The 22,439-nt window shown below is 64.3% G+C and carries 26 protein-coding genes; 15 read left to right on the top strand and 11 right to left on the bottom strand.

Annotated elements, in window-relative coordinates:
- Positions 1-5: 5 nt before the first annotated feature.
- The 3 genes from XH90_RS18355 to XH90_RS18345 are packed head-to-tail and all read left to right on the top strand — an operon-like array spanning position 6 to position 2,182.
- Positions 6-569 (top strand): DinB family protein, encoded by a 564-nt coding sequence (locus tag XH90_RS18355; protein WP_194482726.1) that lies wholly within the window; start codon positions 6-8, stop codon positions 567-569.
- A gap of 18 nt (positions 570-587) precedes the next feature.
- Positions 588-1,229, top strand: a complete 642-nt coding sequence (locus XH90_RS18350) for an HAD-IA family hydrolase (RefSeq protein ID WP_194475774.1) — start codon at positions 588-590, stop codon at positions 1,227-1,229.
- A 32-nt stretch (positions 1,230-1,261) separates the two neighbouring features.
- Positions 1,262-2,182, top strand: a complete 921-nt coding sequence (locus XH90_RS18345) for a nucleoside hydrolase (protein ID WP_194475773.1) — start codon at positions 1,262-1,264, stop codon at positions 2,180-2,182.
- Between the two features lie 772 nt (positions 2,183-2,954).
- On the opposite strand, the gene XH90_RS18340 is transcribed toward XH90_RS18345, so the two are convergent.
- The 4 genes from XH90_RS18340 to XH90_RS18325 form a co-directional block, all read right to left on the bottom strand.
- Positions 2,955-3,722: an AAA family ATPase gene (locus XH90_RS18340; protein WP_194475772.1), complete on the bottom strand. Its 768-nt coding sequence runs from the start codon at positions 3,720-3,722 to the stop codon at positions 2,955-2,957.
- Positions 3,723-3,830: 108 nt separating this feature from the next.
- A complete protein-coding gene (locus XH90_RS18335; RefSeq protein WP_194475771.1) occupies positions 3,831-4,691 on the bottom strand; it encodes a PCC domain-containing protein in 861 nt (286 codons plus the stop codon).
- 9 nt (positions 4,692-4,700) lie between these two features.
- Positions 4,701-6,308, bottom strand: coding sequence for an acyl-CoA synthetase (locus tag XH90_RS18330; protein ID WP_194475770.1), 1,608 nt, complete (start codon positions 6,306-6,308; stop codon positions 4,701-4,703).
- A gap of 123 nt (positions 6,309-6,431) precedes the next feature.
- Positions 6,432-6,929: a hypothetical protein gene (locus tag XH90_RS18325; protein ID WP_194475769.1), complete on the bottom strand. Its 498-nt coding sequence runs from the start codon at positions 6,927-6,929 to the stop codon at positions 6,432-6,434.
- 94 nt (positions 6,930-7,023) lie between these two features.
- On the opposite strand from XH90_RS18325, the gene XH90_RS18320 reads away from it, so the two are divergent.
- The 3 genes from XH90_RS18320 (at position 7,024) to XH90_RS18310 (ending at position 8,230) form a co-directional block, all read left to right on the top strand.
- Complete coding sequence (locus tag XH90_RS18320; protein WP_194475768.1) at positions 7,024-7,335, top strand: hypothetical protein; 312 nt, start codon at positions 7,024-7,026, stop codon at positions 7,333-7,335.
- Positions 7,336-7,427: 92 nt separating this feature from the next.
- Entirely contained in the window at positions 7,428-7,943 is a 516-nt protein-coding gene (locus XH90_RS18315; RefSeq protein ID WP_194475767.1) for a DUF3828 domain-containing protein, read from the top strand.
- Between the two features lie 11 nt (positions 7,944-7,954).
- On the top strand, positions 7,955-8,230 hold the full coding sequence (locus tag XH90_RS18310; RefSeq protein WP_194475766.1) for a GNAT family N-acetyltransferase: 276 nt from the start codon (positions 7,955-7,957) through the stop codon (positions 8,228-8,230).
- A 50-nt stretch (positions 8,231-8,280) separates the two neighbouring features.
- Here XH90_RS18310 and XH90_RS18305 read toward each other — a convergent pair whose 3' ends face one another.
- The gene (locus XH90_RS18305; protein WP_371748250.1) at positions 8,281-8,625 is read right to left on the bottom strand and encodes an SPW repeat protein; all 345 of its coding nucleotides are present in this window, start codon (positions 8,623-8,625) and stop codon (positions 8,281-8,283) included.
- A 374-nt stretch (positions 8,626-8,999) separates the two neighbouring features.
- Between XH90_RS18305 and XH90_RS18300 the strand changes: the two genes are divergently transcribed.
- The gene (locus XH90_RS18300; RefSeq protein ID WP_194475764.1) at positions 9,000-9,275 is read left to right on the top strand and encodes a GNAT family N-acetyltransferase; all 276 of its coding nucleotides are present in this window, start codon (positions 9,000-9,002) and stop codon (positions 9,273-9,275) included.
- Between the two features lie 66 nt (positions 9,276-9,341).
- Here XH90_RS18300 and XH90_RS18295 read toward each other — a convergent pair whose 3' ends face one another.
- Complete coding sequence (locus XH90_RS18295) at positions 9,342-9,761, bottom strand: DUF3597 domain-containing protein (RefSeq protein ID WP_194475763.1); 420 nt, start codon at positions 9,759-9,761, stop codon at positions 9,342-9,344.
- Positions 9,762-10,094: 333 nt separating this feature from the next.
- Between XH90_RS18295 and XH90_RS18290 the strand changes: the two genes are divergently transcribed.
- Both XH90_RS18290 and XH90_RS18285 read left to right on the top strand, forming a co-directional pair.
- Positions 10,095-10,997 (top strand): DUF2189 domain-containing protein, encoded by a 903-nt coding sequence (locus XH90_RS18290; protein ID WP_194475762.1) that lies wholly within the window; start codon positions 10,095-10,097, stop codon positions 10,995-10,997.
- 145 nt (positions 10,998-11,142) lie between these two features.
- Positions 11,143-11,967 (top strand): lytic murein transglycosylase, encoded by an 825-nt coding sequence (locus tag XH90_RS18285; RefSeq protein WP_194475761.1) that lies wholly within the window; start codon positions 11,143-11,145, stop codon positions 11,965-11,967.
- A 78-nt stretch (positions 11,968-12,045) separates the two neighbouring features.
- On the opposite strand, the gene XH90_RS18280 is transcribed toward XH90_RS18285, so the two are convergent.
- Positions 12,046-12,372 (bottom strand): hypothetical protein, encoded by a 327-nt coding sequence (locus tag XH90_RS18280; RefSeq protein WP_194475760.1) that lies wholly within the window; start codon positions 12,370-12,372, stop codon positions 12,046-12,048.
- Positions 12,373-13,019: 647 nt separating this feature from the next.
- Between XH90_RS18280 and XH90_RS18275 the strand changes: the two genes are divergently transcribed.
- The 5 genes from XH90_RS18275 (at position 13,020) to XH90_RS18255 (ending at position 17,737) form a co-directional block, all read left to right on the top strand.
- Positions 13,020-13,172 (top strand): DUF1127 domain-containing protein, encoded by a 153-nt coding sequence (locus XH90_RS18275; protein WP_007590701.1) that lies wholly within the window; start codon positions 13,020-13,022, stop codon positions 13,170-13,172.
- 125 nt (positions 13,173-13,297) lie between these two features.
- Positions 13,298-14,725: a methylenetetrahydrofolate--tRNA-(uracil(54)-C(5))-methyltransferase (FADH(2)-oxidizing) TrmFO gene (trmFO, locus tag XH90_RS18270; protein WP_194475759.1), complete on the top strand. Its 1,428-nt coding sequence runs from the start codon at positions 13,298-13,300 to the stop codon at positions 14,723-14,725.
- Positions 14,726-14,732: 7 nt separating this feature from the next.
- Positions 14,733-15,842: a serine/threonine protein kinase gene (locus XH90_RS18265; RefSeq protein WP_194475758.1), complete on the top strand. Its 1,110-nt coding sequence runs from the start codon at positions 14,733-14,735 to the stop codon at positions 15,840-15,842.
- Between the two features lie 70 nt (positions 15,843-15,912).
- Positions 15,913-16,476, top strand: coding sequence for a CAP domain-containing protein (locus XH90_RS18260; RefSeq protein ID WP_246755525.1), 564 nt, complete (start codon positions 15,913-15,915; stop codon positions 16,474-16,476).
- 82 nt (positions 16,477-16,558) lie between these two features.
- Positions 16,559-17,737: an aminotransferase class V-fold PLP-dependent enzyme gene (locus tag XH90_RS18255; protein ID WP_194475756.1), complete on the top strand. Its 1,179-nt coding sequence runs from the start codon at positions 16,559-16,561 to the stop codon at positions 17,735-17,737.
- Positions 17,738-17,758: 21 nt separating this feature from the next.
- Here the strand turns inward: XH90_RS18255 and XH90_RS18250 are convergent, their stop codons facing one another.
- Positions 17,759-18,220 carry a cupin domain-containing protein gene (locus tag XH90_RS18250; protein WP_194475755.1) on the bottom strand — a complete coding sequence of 154 codons (462 nt, stop codon included), beginning with the start codon at positions 18,218-18,220 and terminating at the stop codon, positions 17,759-17,761.
- A gap of 127 nt (positions 18,221-18,347) precedes the next feature.
- Here XH90_RS18250 and XH90_RS18245 point away from each other — a divergent pair, with 127 nt between their 5' ends.
- Complete coding sequence (locus tag XH90_RS18245; protein WP_194482725.1) at positions 18,348-19,889, top strand: winged helix-turn-helix domain-containing tetratricopeptide repeat protein; 1,542 nt, start codon at positions 18,348-18,350, stop codon at positions 19,887-19,889.
- A 6-nt stretch (positions 19,890-19,895) separates the two neighbouring features.
- On the opposite strand, the gene XH90_RS18240 is transcribed toward XH90_RS18245, so the two are convergent.
- The 3 genes from XH90_RS18240 to XH90_RS18230 are packed head-to-tail and all read right to left on the bottom strand — an operon-like array spanning position 19,896 to position 22,429.
- Entirely contained in the window at positions 19,896-21,140 is a 1,245-nt protein-coding gene (locus tag XH90_RS18240) for a threonine ammonia-lyase (protein WP_194475754.1), read from the bottom strand.
- A 45-nt stretch (positions 21,141-21,185) separates the two neighbouring features.
- Entirely contained in the window at positions 21,186-22,049 is an 864-nt protein-coding gene (locus XH90_RS18235) for a phytoene/squalene synthase family protein (RefSeq protein ID WP_194475753.1), read from the bottom strand.
- A complete protein-coding gene (locus XH90_RS18230; RefSeq protein ID WP_194475752.1) occupies positions 22,046-22,429 on the bottom strand; it encodes an Mth938-like domain-containing protein in 384 nt (127 codons plus the stop codon). Before XH90_RS18230 ends, XH90_RS18235 begins: the two co-directional genes overlap by 4 nt.
- Between the last annotated feature and the right edge of the window lie 10 nt (positions 22,430-22,439).

Below are 22,439 nucleotides of genomic sequence, written 5' to 3'. Positions count from 1 at the left end.
CCGACATGCCTGCTGGACTTGTGCAAACCTATCGCGCCTTCGCTCGCAACAATGCCTGGGCGAACCATCGCCTGCTCACAGCGTGCGCCGGCCTCAGCCAGGCCGAGTTCGAAGCCCGGCGAACCGGGTTCTTCCCGAGCCTGCAGCGCACGCCGAACCACATCTATGTCATCGACCTCTTTTACGTCGATGCCCTTGAGGGTGGCTGGCTCGGACCACGCGCCTGGCAAAACGAAGTGCCGCACGGTTCGCTCTCCGAATTGAAGCCTGCCCAAGCTGCCATGGACAAGCGCCTGCTCGCTATCTGCGATGCGCTGACGCCTGAACGTCTTGACGACTCGGTCCGGATCAACCGCGACACCCGGGTCCAGACCGAGCGTCGCGACCGGCTGCTCATGCATCTCTTCCAGCATCAGATTCATCATCGCGGACAGGCGCACGCGATGATGTCCGAAACAGCTGTTGCCCCGCCGCAGCTCGATGAATTCTTCGCGGAAGGAGAAGCCCCGCTTCGGGCGGCCGAGTTTGCCGATCTCGGTTGGACCGAGGAGATCGTATGGAAATCCTAGCGGTGTAATTTCTCCTCCATGCCCTTCTCCCTCGCCATCTTCGATCTCGACGGCACCCTCGTCGACAGCTTCCCGTGGTTCCTGCGCACCATCAACGACGTCGCCGACCGCTTCGGCTTTCGACGCGTGCGGGATGAGGATATCGAGGGACTGCGGCATGCTTCGACGCGCGAGATACTCAAGCAGCTCGAGGTGCCCTTGTGGAAGCTGCCGGCGATCGCGCGCTATGCGCGGCGGCTGAAGGGAGAAGCCGCTAGCGAGATTTCGCTGTTTGCAGGGGCCGAGGCGATGCTGCGGACGCTGGCGGAGACTGGCGTGCAGCTCGCGCTGGTGACCTCGGACAGCGAGGTCAATGCGCGGCAGAAGCTCGGCGCATCGGCCGCGCTCTTCCAGCATTTCGACTGCGCGGCTTCGGTGTTCGGCAAGCCCGCGAAATTCCGCCGCGTGATCCGGCGCGCCGGCGTTACCCCGGACAATGTCGTTTCGATCGGTGACGAGGTCCGCGACATCGAGGCGGCGCGTGCGGTTGGGATTGCCTGCGGCGCCGTCAGCTGGGGCTATGCCGCGCCGGCCGCGTTGAGAGCTCTTGCGCCAGATTACGTGTTCGCGCAGATGGATGAGATCGCGGATGCGGTCGGCCGGATGCCGGCAACAATTTGAAACGCAATCGCCTGCGGCTCAAGGAGACGGTGATGACACTCACGGATGCAGCCCGCCTCAAACTGCTCACCCCGCCGGCCGGCCGGTTGCGCGTCGTGCTCGACACCGACACCTACAACGAGATCGACGACCAGTTTGCGCTGGTGCAGATGCTGCTGTCGCCGGAACGATTCGACGTCGAGGCGATCTACGCCGCGCCGTTCTTCAACGCGCGTGCAGAAAATCCCGGCCACGGCATGGAGCTGAGCTATCAGGAGATCCTGCGCCTGCTGGAGCGCCTGAACGTCGCGCCTGGTGGCCTGGTTCATCGCGGCGTCACCGATTATGTCGGGCCCGGCAAGGCGGCGCGGCCAGCCCCCGCCGTGGACGACCTCGTTGCCCGGGCCCGCGCGGGCTCGCCTGACAATCCGCTCTACGTCATCGCAATCGGCGCCATCAGCAACGTCGCCTCGGCGCTGCTCAGGGCGCCTGACATCATCGACCGCATCGTGGTGGTCTGGCTTGGCGGCCACGCCCTGGAATGGCCAGATACGATCGAGTTCAACCTCAAGCAGGACGTCGGTGGCGCCCAGGTGCTGCTCGACAGTGGTGTGCCGCTCGTTCTGGTGCCGTGCCGGGGTGTCACCTCGCGCCTTCATTCGACGGTGCCGGAGATCGAGCGCTACGTCGAACCGCATGGCAGCATCGGCGCGTTTCTCGCCATGCGCTTCAAGGAGTATTCGTCCGATCACATGGGCTGGGCCAAGGAAATCTGGGACATGGCGCCGGTGGGCTGGCTGCTGAACCCAGCATGGGCGCCGAGCGTGATCGTCCCGGCTCCTGTCCTCACGGAGCAGATGACGTGGAGCGTTGACCGAAGGCGCCATCCGATCCGCTACGTGACCTATGTGGACCGCAATCCGATCCTGAGGGATTTCTTCGTGAAGCTGGAAGCGTTTGCCCGCGCAAAATGAGCCCCGTCATCTCGACGTGCCCACCACACCTCGTGTTGCCTGACGGGCAAAACACGCGAGATCGAGGTCAACACGTCTTGATCGAAATAATTCGCTTTACTAAAATTCGGAAATACAACATCATTCGCCCATCCCAACCCGGCCGAGGGGCGCTATCGCGATCGTCACGACACGCGGGAGGGGACGTGGTGGACGTGGGTCACATCGGCGCAAAGGGTTTGCAGGGCGGGCAACCGTGAGCAAGACCTCGCGCACACGACCGGTGTGATCCGCGTACGGCAAAATCGTGTGGTCCTGGCGCCCGGAGCCTGTGCGCCAAGCCCTGTGGTGACGTGCGATGTCCGACCGGACGCGCACATCAGCCATCTGCAGGGCGACGGGGGCAATAGTGCATCGCTCCCCGGGGAGATCACGACATAAGCCGTCAACCCACTGCGCAGGGAAGGCCGGTTGTTTGGCTTCACCTGTATGCCGCTGTGCAGCCTCTTGTAGCGCAGATATCGCACAGTGGACCGCGGGTGCCAGCCGGCACCCGGCCTTCCCTGCGCCCTCGGCACCTTCGAGGGCGGTGATTCCAGCAGAGCTCGGGCATGACGTGCCGCGAGAGCGTGAAACTGTGTCTGCGATTTCAAGGGCCAATTTGAAGTCGAACCTTGCGCCGAGACCGCCATTGCGAGCGCCGCGAAGCAATCCAGAGTGCCCCCGCGGAAAGATTCTGGATTGCTTCGTTGCAAGTGCTCCTCGCAATGACGACGGAAGCAGCGCCCCGCGCCTATTCCGCCAGCGTCGCCTCGACGAACCCGCGTGGGTCGTCGCAGAATTCGCGCATGACCCGGTAGTGATCGGTCTGCTCCACGGTAACAGGCTCGAGGCCGTATTTCCCCAACCGAAGCAGCTGCGCATGGGGATAGGCCATCAGGAGAGGTGCATGGGTCGCCATGATGACCTGGCAAATGCGGGACTCGTCCATACGCCGCAGCAGCTTGAGGAATTCGATCTGCCGCGCCGGCGACAGCGCCGATTCAGGCTCGTCGAAAATGAAGATGCCTTGCCGCTGGCAGCGCTCCTCGAAAAAGCGCAGAAAGCCTTCGCCGTGCGAGTGCGACAGGAAATCGGGACCGACCTGACCAGTATCACGCGCGGCCTTGTCCAGATATCGCGCGACCGAGAAAAAACTCTCAGCGCGAAAGAACCAGCCGTTGGTGATCTTCGGCAGCCAGCTCGCGCGCAGCGCTTTGGAAAGTTGGCCGCCCATCTTTTCGCGCGCTTCGGAGTGATCGACGGGCATGTAGCCCTTCCCGCCACCGGCATCGTCATAGCCGGCGAGAGCGGCGATACCCTCCAAGATCGTCGACTTGCCGGTGCCGTTTTCGCCGACGATGATTGTGATCGCGGCCTCGAAGTTGAACTCGAAATCATCCGGAAAGATGGGCAAGCAAAACGGATAAGCATCGCGATCGCGAACCTGCGACGGATCGAGCCAGACCCGCTTCAGATATGGCGCAGGCAGGTTGATCGTGCGATTGCCTCTTCGGCCCATTGCCGCCTCCCCGCCCGGTTTGCTCCGCTCGACGCCGATCGGAACATAACGGGAACGCTGCTGGCAGGCAAGTGGTATGGACGGACCGGCACAAGCCTCAGGCGTGCGCTAATCCAGCGCCTCCAGCACCAGCTCCATCGTCATCAGCACGGGATTGTCGCCGCGGACGAGGCGTCCCTCGGCGATGCCGCCAGTGTAGTCGATAAGGGCGACGTCGAGCGCGGCTTCCAGCACCCCGGGAGCACCAGGCGCAACCGTCCCGGCAGTGATCGCCAGCTCCGTGGCGAACGGCTCGGTCACGCCGCCATGGGTGAAGCGCGCGCCGACGGTCGAGCCGACGCCGCCGTGGATTTTTGCGCGCGCAATTCGGTGGGCGTGGCAGAACGCCTCGAGGCAACCGGCAAAATCCTGGTTCGGGCGCAGCCGCAGCGCGAAGGCACGGCTGGTCGTGCGCGCGCCCGAGTTCGCGGAAACGACCGGCCCGAACAGCTTGAAATTGGTCTCGGGGTCTGGCTCGGCGGCGAACATCGCGCCGTCGACGCCGAACGCCTGGACCTCGAACGGCTCGGCGACGACAGTCTCGTCCGGGAGCATGTGGCCGCCGCTCACCTTACCGTCGGCCTCGGTCCACAGCCCATGGCAATGAAAGAACGGCGCACCGTCGCGAACGCCGAGCGTCATGCTGCCGAGTCTGGTGTGGCTCACTCCCGCGGGCCGATAGGTGTCGCTATAGAACGCCGCGTTTTCGCCGGTCTTCGACAGCGCCGGCATCACGTAGCCGAACGGTCCGAGCGCGCCCGCGGTGAAATTCAGCACGCCGCCGGCAAAGCCCTCAGCCGCAAAACCGCGGCGCGCGGCCTCGAGCAGCGGCAGGCCGGCTTGAAGTGTGAACGAGAAGCCGCGCCCCCTTGCCTCCACCCATTGGATACGTTCAGTAACCGGCGCGCCCGGCTGCTTGATGCTCCGCATGCCCCGCGCTCAGCCCGCCTTGGTCTTGTCGAGATCGAGCAGCCCGCGCGCCTCGAGCTCGTCGCGCACCATGCGCTTCGGCACCTTGCCGTAGCCGGATTTCGGCAGTGCCTCCCAGAAGAAGAACCGCTTCGGCATCTTGTAGCGAGGGACCTTCGGCGAGAGGAACGCCGCCATCTCGGATTCGCTCACAGCCTTCGCACCCTCGCGCGGAACGCAGACGGCGACGCCGACCTCGCCCCAGGTCGCGTCGGGCACGCCGAGCACCGCGACCTCGCCGACCGCGGGATGCGTCAGGATCTTCTCCTCGATCTCGCGCGGATAGATGTTGGAGCCGCCGGAGATGTACATATCGGAGGCGCGACCGGTGATGTAGACGAACCCCTCCTCGTCCATGTGGCCGAGATCGCCGGTGCGGAACCAGCCATTGCGAAAGGCCTTCGCATTGGCTTCAGGATTGTCGTAATAGCCCGCGAGCACCGCGGGCCCGATCACGCAGATCTCGCCGCTCTGGTTCGCCTGGACCTCGCGGCCCTCGTCGTCCTGGATCGAGACCTGCATGCCGGTGCGCTCGAAGCCGCAGGTGCCGATCTTCGCATGCGGACCGTCCTCGGGGTCGTGCAGCGCCGCCGGCAGCACCGTGATGTTGCCGGTAACCTCGCCGAGGCCGAAATACTGCACGATGACCTTGCCGAGTTTCTTCAGCGCGGCCTTCTGATCCTCGCGATACATTGGCGCGCCGGCATAGATGACGTGGCGCAGCGAGGAATGATCGTATTTGTCTGCGGCGGGATGCTCGACCATCATCTTCAGGATGGTCGGCACCGTGAAGAGGTTGGCGACAAGATGCCTTTCGATCAGGCGGAATGCCTCGTCGATGTCGAATTTTTCGGTCGACAGCAGCACCGTGCAGACGCCGCGCGCGGTCTGCACCAGTTGATGCACGCCGGCGCCATGCGACAGCGGAGCCACCACCAGCGAGGCATCGGCCTCGGTGACGCCGGGGGTGAGATCGGCGAGATGGTTGGTGACGACAAAGCCCATCTGGCCGTGGGTCAGCACCGCGGCCTTGGAGCGGCCGGTGGTGCCGGACGTGAAAAAGAACCAGCAGGGGTCGTCATGCTCGACCGCGACGTTCTCGACCGCAACTCCCGCCTTCGATGCGATCGCATCGGCCACCGAGCGTTCGCCGAAAGATGCCTTGCCTTCGATGCTCCAGGTGAATTCCAGCGCGCCGCCTTTCACAGCCGCGGCGTGTTCGGGGAAATCGACATGACAGAGAAACGCCTTCGCGCCCGAGGCCTGTGCGAGATAGGCGACCTCGTCGGCCATCAGGCGGAAATTGGTGGGCACCCAGACCGCGCCGAGCCGGAAAGCCGCGAACATCGAAAAGAACATCTCGTCGCCATTCTTGGAATGAACGAGGATGCGGTCGCCCTTGTCGATGCCGCGTGCGGCGAGCGCCGCCGCGAGAGCCGAGACCTGCGCATCGATCTCGCGCCAGGTCCAGGTTTTGTCTCCCCAGACGAAACCGGGCCGCGAGCCATGCCGCCGCGCATTCTGCGTCAGCATATGAGCGAGATTCATGACACGGCGGGACATGCGGAGCGGCTGCATCGGGCTTCCTCTTGGGCGGCGAACGGCACGCAAGCCGTCCGCTCATTGAAGCCCATTTATCGCCATCGCCTGCGGCGTAGCAAGGCCGCCGGCCGCGCACCAGCCCCAAGGATTCCAAAACCCCTAGGGCTTTTTGAACTCGAACGGCGTCGCCGTGATCGCCTTCTCCTTGACACAGGCCTGCGAACCAAAACCGCCGCAATAGCTGCCGTGCAGGTCGAAGCGGATGGTGCGCGCAGCACCGCGCTTCATCGGCGGCGGCGCGATGCTGTAGCTACGGACATAGCCGTCGAACACGGCAAGTACGGCGCCATCGGGCCGCGTCACCAGGATGTCCAGCAGGCAGCCACCGGTTCCGCAATAGGTGCTCTCGCGTTCGCCGCATTTGGTGTCGCGGAAATCGACGATGTAATCGTCGCGGCCATCGCCGGTCAGGTCGACTTTGCGCACCGTATCAGGTGCAAACGTCACGGCGCCGCCGCCCTGGCTGTCGCATTCCTCCTTGGCGTAATGCACCGCCTTCTGCACGGCGGGCGGATAGTCGGCGGGATTGAACGGCTTGGCGTCGTCGGCGCGCGCCGCGGCCGTGAGCATCGTGAGCAGGACGATCAGACATCGCATGCGCGTTGGTCGCAGACGCAGCCGCCATCGTTCAGGGAATTTTAAACATGATCGGCGCAACCTCGCTCAGTTGTCGTGTACAGAGTGCCGCATCATGGTCAAAGCGCCCGTCGTTCTCCTGCTCTCGCTGGCGCTCGCCGGATGTGCCGTGGCTCCGCAAGCCCACCTCGCCGCGGATTCCGCATTCAAGCCCGCGCGCTATGCCTGGGATGGAGCAGGCGAAAATCCCAACCAGCCGCGCACCGCCATGCCGGCACACGCATCGCGCATCGCTGCGCAAGCCGAGAGCGACGGGCTCGACGCCGACCAGGACGCCAAGGTCAACCGCTCCCTGGTTATCTGCCAAGGCTGCCTGCGCCCCAATCCCCAGCCGGAGAATTCGCAGCTCGCCAGGGCCGCAGATTGAACCGAACGGCTCTTGCGTCGGTCTACTGAGATACCGCGCTGACACGGGCCGTCCCGGCCTATGGTCGCGTGCCATCATCTCAGGGACCATTCATGCTCACCCGCCGCAGCCTCATTGCCGCCTCTCTCCTCGTCGCCGCCAAGCCGGCCTTCGCTCAGGCCCCCGCCGCCAGCGACCCCGTTTCCATCCTGACGGCAATCTACACCCGCGCCGCCAAGGGCAAGGGCGACGGTGGCGCGGCCTTCGTCACCGAGAACAAGGCGGCCAAAGCGAAATATCTTTCCAAGGCGCTGGTTGCGCTGTGGGCCAAGGCGGACGCGCACACGCCGAAGGGCGATGTCGGGCCGATCGACTTCGATCCGGTGACCAATTCGCAGGAACCGGACGTGAAGTCGTTCAAGGTTGACGCGGAGAAGACGGAGACCGACAAGGCGAAGCTTGCGGTGACAATCACCGGCCACCGCAACGACCGCAAACCCGCCGACCAGATCGTGCGCTACGACTTCGTGCTCGAAGCCGGCAGCTGGAAGATCGACGACATCAAGGGCTCCTCCGACGGCGAAGCCTGGTCGATCCGCAAGATGCTGACGGACTCGCTGAAGAACTGACCGGAGATTTCATGAGCGACGTGATCAACAACAAAGCCCATCACCGCTACGAGCTGGAGGTGGAGGGCTACATCGCGACCGAACATTACAAGCTCGACGGCAACGTCATCACCTTCGAGCATACCGATGTGCCGAAGGAACTCGGCGGCAAAGGCGTCGGCTCGAGACTGGTGCAAGGCGCACTGGACCAGGTCCGCGCCAGCGGCCTGAGGCTGATCCCGCAATGCCCGTTCGTGAAGGCGTGGATCGAGAAGCACCCGGACTATCAGGACCTGGTGAAGAGATAAGCCGGCCCAGGCCCGCCGATCTCGCGACGGGCCTGCCGAAATTCCACGGCCTATTGCCCGTGCTTCAGCATATCCTGATCATTCAGGTCCCAGTCCTGCCACAGCTGGAGCACGCCGAGGACTACTGCGACCCCGCCGAGACTCGTGTGGTAGATTCTGAGAAAACCTTCGCCGGAATAGCCGAGCACGTAGGGCGAAACGATGAGCCACAGCCCGATCAGGATCGTCGCGGCCTCCTGCCAGCGCTGCAAGGCGACATATTCGAGCTGGCTGAGGCCAAATATGACGAGCCCGACTACGACCGCGTTCACGACGATCGTCTGCTGCCCCGCGATCCCAGATTGATCCTGGATGGGAAACCACGGCGAGGCGACAATCAGCGCGCCGAGCAGCATCCCACACCAGTCTTCCCATGTGCGATGAGTATTCAAGAAACTAAAGTCCGACATCGTACCCTCCTACAAAAGAGGCATACGTCGGCGGCTGGCTATCTTAATACTCCGAACGTCTAGCGACCCTGCCGGCCGCCTTCGGGCGTATGTCCTTCAAGGCACGTGGGAACCGCCGTGGAACTTGCAAGAGCAATATCGAAGATTATTCGCGACCGCCACGCGATGTTCACGGCAGGAATTCATGCCGCAAATGAGGCGGACCGGGACACGCACTTTCCGGAGATCTCATCTGCGACAACCTCCCGTGGTCCCGCCTTGGCAAGCGCGGGTTCAGGCGCCTAGATCACGGAATAATCATGGCTTCGGAAGGATTAAGCATGGCGGCATCGGTACGCGACAACAAGGACAGCAGCCGTTTCGAGCTCGATGTCGGCAGCGAGATCGCCTTCGCCAATTACCGGCTGACGCCCTCGGCCGTCATCATCACCCACACCGAGACGCCGCGCGCGCTGCGCGGCCGCGGCATTGCGTCCGAGCTGATCAAGGGCGCGCTCGATATCATCCGCGGCGACGGCAGAAAGGTGATCGCGGGCTGTGGCTTCGTGGTCGACTATCTCGACAGGCATCCGGAGAATGCGGATCTCAAGGCCTGAACGCGAAAGGGCCCGCGACGTCGCGGGCCCTTCCCTAGTTGCCTGGCGTCGACCGGAGCGTGCCGGTCAGTGCTTGATTTCAGGCGGCAGCTTGCCGCCATTGGCGGCGAGCTTGGACATCACCTGCTTGTGCAGCCAGACGTTCATGGTGGCGGAGTCGTTCGTGTCGCCGGTGTAGCCGAGCTCCTTGGCGAGGTCCTTGCGCGCAGCCAGGCTCGAATCGACGTCGAGGGCCTTCATCAGGTCGACGATCGAGGTCCGCCATTCCAGCTTCTCGCCCTTGTGCGCGGCGGCGGCCTTGTCGACGATCGCCGCAACATCCACAGTTGCAGCCGGCGCTGCGGCGGGCGCAGACGCTGGCGCCGATCCGCCCGGCGCGGCTCCTGCGGGCGCAGGCGTGCTGCCCGCGGGTGCGCCGCCGGCGGGCGTCGCGGAAGCCGCATGGCTACCGAAGATTGCGCCCATGATTTTCCCGAAAATGCTCATGTCTGCTCCCCGAAAAGGATCCCTTGGAAGGCCCTGTGTGGGCACTTATAGACGAAGTTACGTCGTAGCGCCCGCGAAGTTCCGCGAACCTGCAGGCAGCATGAGCTTATCTGCGGCGAAATGACGACCGGATGACGTCACCGAGGTTGCACTGCGGCAACGAATCTCACCCAAGCGTGAGGGACAGGACTCGGAAATCGGCGTACGCTTCTCGTTCAGCTCGCGATGCCAACAGGAATTCGCGTCTGATTGGACTCGCGAAACTCAGAGAAGCGGCCGCTTGCGCCGTTGTCGGCGCCGAATTCGGCTGCATGACAAGGGAGCAAGCCGACCATGGCCACACTCTATCAGGGCAATGTCCCCACGATGGGCCAGACCGCAGATGCGGCTGGACCGGTCATCCGAACCATCCACCTCTCCGACCTGCACGACGCGCTCAAGCGTGGTTGGGAAGACTTCAAGGCCGTTCCGAGCCACGCCATCATCCTCTGCGTGATCTATCCGGTGCTCGGCCTCGTGATCGCGCGCGTCGCGATGGGCTATTCGGTGATACCACTGCTGTTTCCGCTGGCCGCGGGCTTCGCCCTGATCGGCCCGTTCGCAGCGCTCGGCCTTTATGAGCTCTCCAGCCGCCGCGAACGCCATGAGGAAGCCAGTGCCTGGGATGCGATGGACGTGCTGCGCTCCCCCTCCTTCGGCGCCATGCTCGGCCTCGGCACGCTGCTGCTCGCGTTGTTCGTGACCTGGGTCGCGACGGCGCAGGCGATCTATGTCGCCGCGTTCGGCTATGAGGGCGTGACCGGAATCTCGGATTTCGTGACGCGCGTGCTGACGACATCGCAGGGCTGGTGGCTGATCGTGGTCGGCTGCGGCACGGGCTTCCTGTTCGCGCTTGCAGCGCTCTGCCTCAGCGCCGTATCGTTTCCGCTGATGCTCGACCGCCATGCCGGAGCGTTCGAAGCGATGGTGACGTCGCTGCGCGTCGTCGCCAAGAACCCGGTGCCGATGGCAGCCTGGGGCCTGATCGTCGCGGTGCTGCTGGCGCTCGGAACGATCCCCGCGTTCCTCGGGCTCGCCGTGGTCATCCCCCTGCTCGGCCACGCCACCTGGCATCTCTACCGCAAGGTGATCGTCTCCGAGCCCGGTGCGCGGCCGGTGCCGCCTCCGCCGCAACGTCCGCGCAAGCCGGCCGCAGATTTCCCCGCCAATCTCTTCCCGTGGCGGAACAGGGAATAGCGCGACGGACCGGCGATCTCGTTCGGGCCGATCCCGCCCCATGTCCCGGGCGGGATCGGCTGCCGTCATAGGCCTTGCTTTGGCCGCGGTTACATCTGACATTGCCGCCGCCGGTCATATCGCTTCACGGAATCAATTACATCTGATGACCCTGACGATTTCTCGTCTCGCTCTCGCAGCCTTCGCCCTCTCAGCCTCCATCGTGTCCGCCGAGCCCGCTTTCGCCGCGGTCGCTTGCGGCTCGGGCAATTTTGACGCCTGGCTTGCGGATTTCAAAACCGAGGCCGCGGCCAAGGGCATTTCGCAACAGGCCATCACCGCTGGACTTGCCGGCGTCACGTTGGACCAGGGCGTGCTCAACCGCGACAAGTCGCAAAAGGTCTTCACGCAGACGTTCGAGGAGTTTTCCGGCCGCATGGTGCCGCCGCGGATGATGCGCGGCTCCAATAAGATGAAGCAGTACGGATCGGTGCTCTCGCGCATCGAACAAACCTATGGCGTGCCCGGCGAGATCCTGGTCGCGATCTGGGGTCTGGAAACCGATTTCGGCGTCAACACCGGCAAGTTCGCGACGATCCGCTCGCTGGCGACGCTCGCCTATGACTGCCGGCGCTCCGAGCAATTTCGCGGCGAGCTGATGGATGCGCTGCGTATCGTCCAACGCGGTGATCTCGCACCCGCCGACATGAAAGGCGCCTGGGCCGGCGAACTCGGCCAGACCCAGTTCATGCCTTCATCATGGATGAAATACGCCGTCGATTTCGACGGCAACGGCAAGCGCGACCTGCTGCACAACGCGCCCGACGTGCTCGCCTCGACCGCCAACTATCTCGCCGGCTATGGCTGGCAAAGGGGCAAGGACTGGCAACCGGGCAGCCCGAACTTCGCGGTGCTCCAACAGTGGAACAAGAGCGAAGTCTATTCCAAGACGGTGGCCTATTTTGCCACCCAACTTGCGCACGCCCCTTAAGACACGCGCGGAAACAAAGCGCGTCGGGCCGATCGCCCTGGCGACCGGCCCTCTCTTGGATTGCGCTTGCCTACCCGACTACTTGCCCATGGTGGCGTGCATCGCCTTGTTCAGGTGCATGCCGCACGCACCCATTTTGCCGTTGAGCATGGAGTCCTGCGCGGAAGCAATTTCCTTCTGCGCGGCCATTTTCACGTCGCCGTCCGGCATCCCCTCGACCGCGGTCTCGGTCTTTTCAAGATTGCCCGAGCTGCAGCCGCCCATGCCGTGCTTGGCGGCCTGGGCCGGTGCGAGGGCGAATGCGACGGCGGCAATTGCGATAACCCCGAGTAACTTCGTCATGATGTTACTTTCCTTCTTTTGTTCTTGAGACAGGTCCAGCGACATTGCCGGAATCTGCGACATGACTTTGCTTCGGACGCGACAACTTGCCGCAATAAATTCCCCGCGAGAATTGCGTGATGTTGCGCATCACGCAGAGCCCTCATGCGAAATTTCTGATTTTCATTACAACTTCGTAATCAGGATCTGCACGTTCAGCGTGTGCAACGCACCATCGAAATGGTCTCTCCCATCGATGGACCCGGCAGACCACGTTAGGTCGCCGCGAGCCCTTTGAAGCGCTCACGGTGCTAACTCGTGGCCTTGATTGCCCTCTCTGACTTCAAACCGGATGATCACAGCTACGGCATAGTATGAATATAAATTCTTTTCTATGAATTCCAATTCATGCGAATCATGCATGGCGGACTTGGGCCTACAAGCTGGTCCGACGCCTTGCAGATCACTGGAACGTAACTTATTTCCGTAACGATCGGAACCGTCGAATAGTTGATAAATCCGTGATTTCACGGGTACTTATCGCATCGAATGCATGTTTCCGCCCAGCTATTGGGCGGCTGCGCCCAGAGGTTAAGCGTTTCTTACCCGCGCCATGCGCTTCACGCTTAGCTGCATCGCAACATCGGAACTTTCGCACTGCACTACGCTCACCTATATTCATTTCAATGATGACGCCCGCAAGGGCTGAATCGAACTACAGGAGACTACCAATGCTGCTCTCGCTCATCCGCATGATCCAGGCTTTCCGGGACTATCAGCGCAATGTTGCCGAGCTGTCCCAGCTCAGCGATCGCGAACTGGCCGACATCGGCCTCGATCGCTCGGACATCCCGCGCGTTGCCGCCGGTCAGTATCAGGGCTGATATCGTTCAGCTCTTTACCGGACGAACCGATAGCGCCCGCCTCGTGCGGGCGTTGTCGTTTCTGATGGCGAAAACTCGATCTCGGCGATTCCACTGACCGCCGAAAAGCGCTACCTGTCCGCCCCATGACAGGACCCCTATCCAACACCGTGCACGTCATCGGCGCCGGCCTTGCCGGTTCCGAAGCCGCCTGGCAGGTGGCCAAATCAGGCGTACCCGTGGTGCTGCACGAGATGCGGCCGGACCGCATGACCGAGGCGCACCGCACTGACGGGCTTGCCGAACTCGTCTGCTCCAACTCGTTCCGCTCGGACGACGCCGCCAACAACGCCGTCGGCCTGCTGCACGCGGAGATGCGCCGCCTCGGCTCGCTGATCATGCGCGCGGCCGACGCCAACCAGGTCCCCGCCGGCGGCGCACTCGCCGTCGACCGCGACGGCTTCTCCGCGGCCGTGACCAAGGCGCTGGACGACCACCCCCTGATCGAGATCGCCCGCGGTGAGATCAAGGGCCTGCCGCCGGCCGAATGGAGCAACGTCATCGTTGCAACCGGCCCCCTCACCTCTGCGCCGCTGGCGGACGCCATCCGCGAACTGACCGACGAGAACGCGCTCGCCTTCTTCGATGCGATCGCACCGATCGTGCATCGCGAATCCATCGACATGTCGGTGGCCTGGTTCCAGTCGCGCTACGACAAGGTCGGCCCCGGCGGCACCGGCGCCGACTACATCAATTGCCCCATGACCAAGGAGCAGTATGACGGCTTCGTCGCCGCGCTGATCGCGGGCGAGAAGACCGAGTTCAAGGAGTGGGAAACCAATACGCCCTATTTCGACGGCTGCCTGCCGATCGAGGTGATGGCGGAGCGCGGCCCCGAGACACTGCGTCACGGCCCGATGAAGCCGGTCGGCCTCACCAATCCGCACGATCCCGCGACAAAAGCCTACGCGATCGTGCAGCTGCGCCAGGACAACAAGCTCGGCACGCTCTACAACATCGTCGGCTTCCAGACGAAGCTGAAATACGGCGAGCAGCAGCGCATCTTCCGCACCATTCCAGGGCTGGAGAAAGCTGAATTCGCCCGCCTCGGCGGCCTGCATCGCAACACCTTCCTGAACTCGCCAAAGCTGCTCGACGGCCAATTGCGCCTGCGCGCGCAGCCGCGGCTGCGCTTTGCCGGCCAGATGACGGGCTGCGAGGGCTATGTCGAATCCGCCAGCGTCGGCCTGATCGCCGGCCTCTATGCGGCCGCGGATGCGCGCGGCGAGACACTTGCAAGCCCACCCAGCACCACGGCGCTCGGATCGCTGCTCGGCCACATCACCGGCGGCCATATCGAGACCATCGAGCCGGGCACGCGCTCGTTCCAGCCAATGAACATCAATTTCGGCCTGTTCCCGCCGCTTGCCAGCGCACCGACGAAGAAGCCAGACGGCACGCGCCTGCGCGGCAACGAGAAGACGGTGGCCAAGAAGCAGGCGATGAGCGCCTTGGCGCTCGCCGATCTCGATCGATGGATCGCCGATCATTTGCGCATCGCCGCAGCCGCGTGAGATATCGATGAGTCTCCCGAAAGACGACGCCGCGGTGCTCTCGGCGCGCTGGATCGAGGGCGTGCTGCTGAAGCGCGACGTGTTCTCGACGGTCGAGCGCGGCCGCTACCGCGATGACAGCGGCGAAGTCGACGCCGTACTGCGCCGGCTCGATGAAGTGCCGTGGTGGTCGTTCCTGCTCGCACGCCACTTATTCGCGCGAGAGAAGCACGCACTGGCGCTCGCCAAGGGCCTCGATGTCGGTCCCGAGCTGCTCTGGGCCGGCCGCCGCGCGCTGGTGCGCGGCTTCGTCGACGGCGTCGCGCTGCATCTGGCCAAGCCGCATGGCGACCTCGCCTATTTCCGCTCGGCCAAGGCGGCGCTGCGCCGGCTGCGCCGCGCCGGCATCTGCCACAACGATCTCGCCAAGGAGCAGAACTGGCTGGTCGGCCGCGATGGGCGCGCCTACGTGACCGACTTCCAGCTCGCGGCCTGCTTCGCACGCCGCGGCCGGCTCTATCGCATCCTTGCCTATGAAGACCTCCGGCATCTGCTCAAGCACAAGCGCTCCTATGCGCCCGAGGCGCTGACGCCGCGCGAGCGCAAGATCCTGGCAAAGAAATCCTTCGCCGCGAGCCTGTGGCTCGCCACCGGCAAGAAGGTCTATCGCGCCATCACCCGCGGTCTGTTCAACTTCACCGACCGCGAAGGCGGTGGCCGCCGGCTCGTCAACGACGCGCCGGTGCTGGCCAAGCTGATCCGCAAGAACCCCGCCGTGCGCGACACCGCCATCGTCGCGTTTGCCGACCGCCGCTCCGGCGTCGGGCTCTACGCGTTCGTGGAAGCCGACCAAGCCGCGCTCGAAGGCCAGCTCCGCAACGAGCTCACCGCTGCCAAGGGTCCGAAGCCCCCAGAACACATCCAGGTTGTCCACGCCCTGCCGCGCGATGCCGGCGGCAAGCCGCGCACCGAGATCCTGCAACTCGTGGCCATGAACCAGCTCGACCTGATCGAGCCAATGATGAAGAACGACCAGGACCGCGCCTTCCTGAGGGACATCCTGGAGCAGCGCAAGAACCTGCGCGACCGCTTCAACTTCGAGGCCGACCTGCCCACCAGTCAGACACCAGCGCCTTGAAGCGTCCACAATGCCGGTGGAGAAGCCGAAGATTACACAGACTTGGGGCACAATGACCAGCTGGGGGACCATGAGGCGCCGCGCCGCCCTGCTGATCGCAGGTCTGGTGCTGCTGGCGGTCGCGCCTGTGATGGCCGCGGAGTCCCCCGCCGAACAGATCTCCGCCTTCCGGGCGAAGCATGGTGAGGGCCGCGTCGTGCGCGACGCTACGCTCGACCACATCGCGATGAACCAGGCCCGCGCGATGGCGGCCAAGGATGATCTGAGCCACGATGCCCTTGGCCCGTTCACCAAGCGCGTCGCGCCGTCAGGCGCGGGCCGCGCCGCCGAGAACATCGCCTACGGCTACGACACCTTCGAGAAGACGCTCGGACAGTGGATCGACTCGTCCGGCCACCGCAAGAACCTGCTGCTGCACAATGCCTCGCGCGTCGGCATCGCCAGCGCGAAGAACGCCAGCGGCAAGCGCACCTATTGGGCGATGGTGATCGCCGGCGATTACGAGCCGAAGCCAGGGAAGGGCAAGGGCAAGAAGGACAGCGAGCCACTGGTCGCTGTGAAACGCGAGGTCACCCCTGCGAGCAAGCCAAGATCCAGCAACTGCCACGTCAAGCTGCTCGGCCTCTGCATCTGAGACGTAGCCCGCTCCCGGCTTGCTCGCCTTGTTCGGCGCCTTTAATCCATGCTGATAGATGGATCGCGAGAGGGAGAGCCGATTGATCGACATCGATCGAATACGCGCCGACACGCCGGCCGCCTCCTGGCGCGCCTATCTCCACAATGCTGGAGCGGCACTGATGCCCACGCCGGTTGTGGAGGCGCTGAAGTCGCATATCGATCTGGAGAGCGAGATCGGCGGCTATGCCGCTGCCGACCGCGAGTCCGGCCGGCTCGACGCGGTATACGGCTCGGTCGCGCGTTTGCTGAATGCCGCGCCGGACGAGATCGCACTCATGGAGAACGCGACCGTCGCCTGGCAGATGGCGTTCTACGCGCTGCCGTTTTGCGCAGGCGACCGAATCCTGACCGCCGAGGCAGAATACGCCGCCAACTACGTCGCGTTCCTTCAGGTCGCCAAACGGACGGGCGCAGTCATCGACGTGGTTCCGAGCGATGCCACCGGCGAGCTCGACATCCAGGCGCTCGAACGCATGATCGACGACAAAGTGAAGCTGATCGCCATCACCTGGGTTCCGACCAATGGCGGGCTGGTCAATCCCGCCGCGGCCATCGGCAAGATCGCGCGGGCACAAGGCATTCCCTATCTGCTCGATGCCTGTCAGGCGGTCGGGCAGATGCAAGTCGACGTCGAAGCGATCGGCTGTGACATGCTCTCCGCCACCGGCCGCAAGTTCCTGCGCGGTCCGCGCGGCACCGGCTTCCTTTACGTCCGCAGACCGCTGCTGCAAGGGCTGGAGCCGCCGATGATCGACCATTTTGCGGCACCCTGGATCTCGCGGAACCACTATCAGCTCCGCGACGATGCGCGCCGGTTCGAGACCTGGGAGAACAATTACGCGGCGCGGCTCGGTCTGGGCGCCGCCGTCGACTATGCCCTCGCGATCGGCCTCTCCCCGATCGAGCAGCGCTGCCGCCTGCTGGCCGGCCGCCTTCGCAAGGGCCTCGTCGCTATCAGCGGTGTCACCATTCGCGACCTCGGCCGCACACCGGGTGCCATCGTCAGCTTCACGATGGACGGCTACGAAGCAGACGCGATCGTCAGCAGAGCGGCGGCAGCCGGCATCACCATCGGCGCATCAGATCCGTCGAGTACCCGGATCGATGCCGAAGCTCGCGCGCTGCCGGTGGTCGTGCGGGCGTCCCCGCATTACTACAACACGGAAGCGGAGATCGATCGATTGGTCGCCTTCCTCGCAGGCCTGGCATCGCGATAGCGCGCTTTTCCGCCAGGAGCTTCAGGCCCTCGTCGTCAGTGGCGACAGCTGGTCCGTATCGAAGCGGGCGCGCAACTCGCTGATCGCTTTTGCGTCCGGCGCTCCGCTGGCGGTGAGCCTGGCCAATTCCTCGAAATAGTGTTCGTGCCCCGGTGGGGAGACGGTCATGAGCACGCGTGCGGGCTTGTCGCTGACATTGGTAATGTTGTGAGGAACGCCCGGAGGAATGAAGAGGTAGGTCCCCGGCTTGGCCCGGACAACCTCTTCGGCGACGTGCCATTCGCACTCGCCTTCGAGCATGTAGAAGGTCTCTTCCTGCACACGATGAACATGCCGGCCCGTGGCGAACCCGGCCGGAATCGTCCAATCGAACATGCTGGTGTGACGGGTGTCCTCCCCCGTCACCAGAAAAGCCATCGGCTGACCGCGCAGCATCACTCCCCTGGTTTCGCCGGGCCTGCGGACGAGCGGCTTTGCGTTCATGTGGTCCTCCATGGCTGGTCGCCAGATTGCCTGGCAACGGCACCATGATGACCCGCCTGCTCCGGGAAGTAGCGAACCAACGCGGAAATCATTGCAAAAAACCTGCGAAATGTGGCCTTCTTCGGCGATGGCCGCGATCCTTGAATTTGGTCCGTTCCGCCTCGACGCCGATGCAGGGATTCTGTTCCGCGGGGCCGAGCCAACCCTGCTCGGCCAGCGCGCGGTGCAGCTTTTGACCTTGCTGGTGCAGCAAGCCGGCATGCCAGTATCGAAGGACGCCTTGATCGAGGCAGCGTGGCCCGCCCAGGCAATTGAAGACAGCAACCTGACAGTCCAAATGGCCGCCGTCCGGCGTACGCTGGCAGACGCTTCCGGGGGCGCGCAATGGATCGAGACCCTGCCACGGCGCGGCTATCGCTATGTCGGTCCGTCCGTGACGGTGTCCGACCCGGCGAAGGCCTCCACACCATCGCTGACATTGCCGGACAGACCATCAATCGCGGTGCTTCCGTTCACGAACCTGAGCGGCGACGCGGAGCAGGACTATTTTGCCGACGGAATGGTCGACGACATCATCACCGGCCTGTCCCGCATCAACTGGCTGTTCGTGATCGCGCGGAACTCCACGTTTACGTACAAGGGCCGAGCGGTCGAGGTGAAGCAGGTCGGCCGCGAGCTTGGTGTGCGCTACGTGCTGGAAGGCAGCGTCCGCAAGACCGGCAGCAATGTGCGGATCACGGGTCAGCTGATTGATGCGTCGACCGGCATGCATGTGTGGGCCGAGCGCTATGACCGCCGGTCCGATGATATCTTCGCGCTTCAGGACGACATTGCCATGTCGGTCGTGGGTGCCATCGCGCCGAGCCTGCGTCGCGCCGAAATCAACCGGGTCAAGCGCCAGCGGCCCGACAGCCTCGATGCCTATGACCTCGTCCTGCGGGCCCAGCCTGACGTCGATTCCGGCATGCCGGAGCATGTGACGCAAGCGCTTGTTCTGCTCGAGCGCGCGATCGCGCTCGAGCCCTCCTACGCACTGGCGCACGGCAACGCCGCGATGTGCCATCATTGCCTTTTCCTTCGTGCCGGTTTGCAGGAGGCGAGCCGCGCCGCCTCGATCAATCATGCACGATCGGCCATCGCCCACGGGCAGGATGACGCCGTTGCGCTCACATTGGCGGGCTTTTCGATCGGCATGGATGGGCACGATCGCTCCGCGGCATTCACCGCGCTCGACGCGGCGCTTTCGATCAGCCCGTCATCTGCGCTGACTTACATCCTCGGCAGCGTCATGCTGGGCTGGGGTGGCGATGCCGACCGCGCCATCGAATGGAGCGAGCGCGGCATGCGGCTCAGCCCGTTCGATTCCTGGGCGTTCGCAGCCTTCGACGCACAGGCGATGGGACACTTCCACCGCGGCCGGTTTGAAGAGGCCTGCCGTGCGGCCTACCGCTCGGTTCAGGCCAATCCGCGCCACAGCATCACCCACGTGCAATTGGCGGCGGCGCTCGCAAAGCTCGGCCGATTGCAGGAGGCAAAAGCAGCCGCAGCCCGGGTGCTGGAACTGCACCCGACTTTCCGCTACGGCCGTCAATTCCAGGGCGTCAACTGCGCGCCGGCGTTGGCGGCGGAGCTTGGTGAGGCCCTTCGCGCCGCGGGGCTGACGGAATAGTCCGCTTCAGGTGCAGCGCGCGCTCAAACCGGAGGCGCTGAGCTTGGCCATGACCTCGTCGAGATGCGCACTGTCGCGAGTCTCGATGACGAGTTGCAACAGCGTCGCCTTCGCCGGCAGATCCGAGAAGGTCCGCTGGTGCGAGACCTCGATGATGTTGGCACCGGCCTCTGCGAGCAGCGCCGCGACCGCGGCCAACTGGCCAGGCCTGTCAGGAATATCGAGCGAGAGCTGCGTCAGCCGCCCCTCACGCGCGAGTTCGCGCGTCAGCACCGAGGCAATGAGCCTGGTGTCGATATTGCCGCCGCTCAGGACCAGACCAACCTTCTCGCCGGCAAACCGCGTGGGATCGGACATGATGGCCGCCAGGCCTGCGGCGCCGGCGCCCTCGACGACCGTCTTCTCGATCGAGATCAGGGTCGCGACCGCACGCTCGAGCTCGGCTTCGTTGACGAGCGCGATGTCGTCGACGAGGCTGCGAACGATTTCCGTGGTGATCCTGCCCGGCGATTTGACCGCGATGCCTTCGGCGAGCGTATCGCCGCGCGCCGGGAGATTGCCGCCATGGACGGCATTGTACATCGAGGGATAAAGCCAGGCTTCGACGCCGAGAATCCGCAGCGACGGTTTTAGCGATTTTGCGGCAATGGCAATGCCGCTGATCAGGCCGCCACCGCCGATCGGGACGACCAGCGTGTCGAGTTCCGGCACTGCCTTGAGCATCTCCAGCCCGACCGTGCCCTGCCCCGCGATGACGCGTGGATCGTCATACGGATGGACGAAGATCATGCCGCGGGCTTCGCCATGGCTTCGTGCAAACGCAGCCGCTTCCTCCAGCGTCGCGCCTGTCACGACCACCTCGGCACCATGATGCCTGGTGTTCTCGACCTTCACCATCGGCGTGCCCACGGGCATCACGATGGTGGCGGGAATGCCGAGCCGCCTGGCGTGATAGGCGACGCCCTGTGCATGGTTGCCCGCCGACATGGCGACGACGCCCCGCGCACGCTCCTCCGGCGTCAGTGCAGTCAGCCGGTTCAGCGCACCACGCTCCTTGAACGAGGACGTGAACTGGAGGTTTTCGAACTTGAGCCAGAGGTCGCAGCCGCAGATGTTGCTCAGCGTCCGGCTGTAGCTGCAGGGCGTCTCGACGACGGCGCCCCGGATGACCTCGGCCGCGGCGTGAATGTCAGCCGGCGTAACCGGAAGGCCGCTCAGATCAGAAGATGCGATTTGGGACATCTCAGCCATGGGACAGCATAGAGCATTTGACTGGTTTGGGCGACAAGCCAACCGCTATTTGGTAAATTCCCGGGATCGTGAAGCCCGCCACAGCGTCCACAAGGTGCGCAACCGCGAGACCGGCTGCGGCGCGAAGGGATTGCGCCCCGGCCGCGACAGCCGATCGAGATCGGCCCGTACCTGGCTCAGCGGCAGGAAGGCGGCCCGCGCCGAGAGCGGCACGTGCGCCAGCAGCGACAAGGCCGTCGCCAGATGCTGTCGCGCTTCGCCGATGAGCTGGTCCAGCACGGCATGGAGATCGGGTGTCGCCTTGCCAGCAAACACGTCCTCCATGCCGCAACCATGGCTGGTCAAAAATTGCTGCGGCAGAAACAATTGCCGATGCGACGAGTCCCGCGGCAGGTTCGCAATCACCTGCGTGATCCCTTGCGCCAATCCGGCGTGCCGCGCGAGATGCTCGGCCTCGTCCGAAGATACCCCCATGATCCGCGCTGCCAGCGCGAACAAAGCCGACGAGGTCGCGGCCAGATAGCCTTCAAGCGCCGTCATGGTCGGCATCGGATCGTTGTAGAGATCGAACTGATGCTCATCGACCAGCAACGACAATGGCTCGACCGGCAGGTCAAAATCGCGGATCGCGCGCAGCAACTCGGCTGCCACTGGATTGCCCTCGGCGCTGCCGTGAACGAGCCCGGAGAACAGGTCGGTCCACCATTGAAAGCGTATTTCGCCCGGCAAAGGCTGGCTCACCTGGTCGCGAACGCGAACGATCTCGACATTGAAGGCGTAGAGCGCCAGCAGCGCGCGGCGCTCGGCGGCCGGCGCGAACAGGGTCGCGGCATACCGCGGAAAGTCGTGGCTGCGCACCAGGTCGGCGCAGAACGTCGCGGTATCCGGCGGCGGCGCAGTGCTGCTCATGGCACGGCAATCAGCGCAGCCGCGACGCGGCGCCGTTCGCCCATCATGATGTTGTAGGTGCGCACGGCCGGGCCGGTCTGCATCGTGTCCAGCACCACCCTCACCGCCTTCAGCGCCTGGCGTAACTCCGGCGGCGCCAGCCAGAGCCCGGTTCCGGTACCAACCAGAAGGGTGTCGATGCTGTTGGCCGCGGCGAAAACCCGATCCAGCGAATAGCGGTCGATCTTGGCGGGATCAGTCACATCCCAGGCCCAGATCGCGTCGGGCAGGCAGAGCAGCGAGCCGCGGTGCGACATGCCGGCGAAGGCGAAGCCGCCCTTGCCATAGGCCTCGATGGGCGCCGGGCGCGGGAAATGGGGAGCGTTGGGATCGCCGGCCATGAGCTTCGTC

Source organism: Bradyrhizobium sp. CCBAU 53338 (assembly GCF_015291665.1).
GTDB lineage: Bacteria > Pseudomonadota > Alphaproteobacteria > Rhizobiales > Xanthobacteraceae > Bradyrhizobium.
The sequence above is the reverse complement of the archived record's forward strand: the minus strand, read 5'-3'. Positions and strand labels throughout refer to the sequence as shown.